This window comes from Labrys sedimenti (genome assembly GCF_034424805.1).
GTDB classification, from domain to species: Bacteria; Pseudomonadota; Alphaproteobacteria; order Rhizobiales; family Labraceae; genus Labrys; species Labrys sedimenti.
Genome location: NZ_JAXOUF010000072.1, coordinates 1 through 1,683 on the forward strand (window position 1 = coordinate 1; position 1,683 = coordinate 1,683).

Consider the following 1,683-nt stretch of genomic DNA (forward strand, 5'->3'; position numbering starts at 1 on the left):
ACGCCATCGGCTGGTTTCAGTACCTGAGCAAGCACGCTGCCCGTGGCGTGAAGCATTACCAGCGCTCCGCCGAGAGCATCCCCCCTGCCTGGAAGCAGAAGACCGGCCGCATGTGGGGCCACACTGGCCAGTGGTCAGTCAAAGAGGCGGTGCGGATCAACCTGGAGGGAGCCGAAGGCGACGGTGGGTTCTACGCCTTCCGGCGCCTTGTCAGATCTTGGCGGCATGCCGATGCTCGCGCCGCTCACAATCGCCACCGAATCCGTCTGGCCCGCCGAATGCTGGCCTGTAATGCCCGCCCGTTGTCGGAGGTCCGCGGACTCTCGGAATGGGTCCCTGAGGGCATCCAGGAGGCGATGCTGGCCAACTTGGCGACGCGGGGGTATCGCGTCACCTGCTGATCCTGGTCGAGAGACCAAAAATCGCCGGCCGGAAGGGCTGCAACCCGACCGACCGGCTAACCACCAGAAGCCCGTAGGAGGCTCCAAATGGCTAATACCAATGCTACCCCCGTGACCACCCTGCTCGGAAAGCGTATCGAGCTCCTGGAGGCCTTCCAGGGCTCCACGAAGCACGTTACTGGCACCGTCCTCGCCGTTGTCGTTGCTGCTCCAGGTGCAGCGGTGTCGGAAGCTGTGCTCGTGGGCAAGGACTTCTACCACCTGGAGGACTGTCAGCTGCTCCGCGTCTGGTAGGTCCAGGGCCGCCACCCCGGCTCATCGGATCAGCTCCACCGATCCGGTGAACGGAGTGCCGGGCGAAGCGAACCCTTGACCCGCCTCGACTGAATACCCTGCCGCAAGGCCTCCGGGGGTGCATCTTCATCGCACCCCCGGGGGACGCCGCCCGGCGAGGGCTGCCCTTGGCAGTATAGGTAAATCCTCTTCTGCGGCCCCGGCTAACCACCCTGGTTGCCTGCTCGGCTGATGGTTGCTGCGATCGCTGGAGAAGCCCGGCGTGACCGGGGCCGAGGTACGAGGCTACGGTGGCGCGGGGCGCCGCCTTGATTAGTAGTTACATATCTGCCCGTGAGGGCTTTCCTGGGCGGTTGCCATCTGGCAATCTGCGATCTGCAGACATGAAAAAGCCCCGGCGGTGCGCCAACACCCCGAGGCCCTGACCAGCAATCCAGGTGCGAGCTAGATGCCAGTAGTTTCAGTATACCGACACGGGATGTCGTGTGGAGTCCCCCCCATGAAGAACGACCACCAGCGTGCCCTACGCGGCGACGTAGGCGGTTGGAGCGAGGGGGCAACCCGTCGCAACACTCGCTTCCTGTACTCGGTCCAGGAAGACCAGCTCGACGGCCATGGCTGGACGGCCACCCTCACCCTGAAACACTGCCCGCCCAGCGCCGAGGCCTGGCACCGGATACGCCGCGCATGGATCAAGCGCATGGAGCGTCTCGGGCTCGTCCGCCTCCATTGGGTGACCGAGTGGCAGAAGCGTGGCGTGCCGCACCTGCACTGCGCTCTGTGGTTCAGCGAGGAGGCCTACCAGAAGCACGGGATCGCCGAGTGCTACAAGGCCATGAACCTCTCCTGGCTCGCCGTGGCTTCCGAGTACGAGCCCAGATTCCTTTCCCAGTACTTCGCTCCGATCAATGACGCCATCGGCTGGTTTCAGTACCTGAGCAAGCACGCTGCCCGTGGCGTGAAGCATTACCAGCGCTCCGCCGAGAGC

Annotated in this window: 3 protein-coding genes; all 3 read left to right on the top strand. The window is 64.5% G+C overall.

From position 1 onward, the window contains the following. Positions 1-401, top strand: a 401-nt coding sequence (locus U1R88_RS35410) for a hypothetical protein (protein WP_322435544.1), incomplete at its 5' end; no start/stop codon positions are given. 87 nt (positions 402-488) lie between these two features. Further along, positions 489-695, top strand: coding sequence for a hypothetical protein (locus U1R88_RS35415; protein ID WP_322435545.1), 207 nt, complete (start codon positions 489-491; stop codon positions 693-695). Between the two features lie 499 nt (positions 696-1,194). Further along, positions 1,195-1,683, top strand: a 489-nt coding sequence (locus U1R88_RS35420) for a rolling circle replication-associated protein (RefSeq protein ID WP_322435546.1), incomplete at its 3' end; no start/stop codon positions are given.

Bases quoted from the DNA above. Each gene is read 5' to 3' on its own strand.
- U1R88_RS35415 (WP_322435545.1), top strand. From the start codon at position 489: ATGGCTAATACCAATGCTACCCCCGTGACCACCCTGCTCGGAAAGCGT.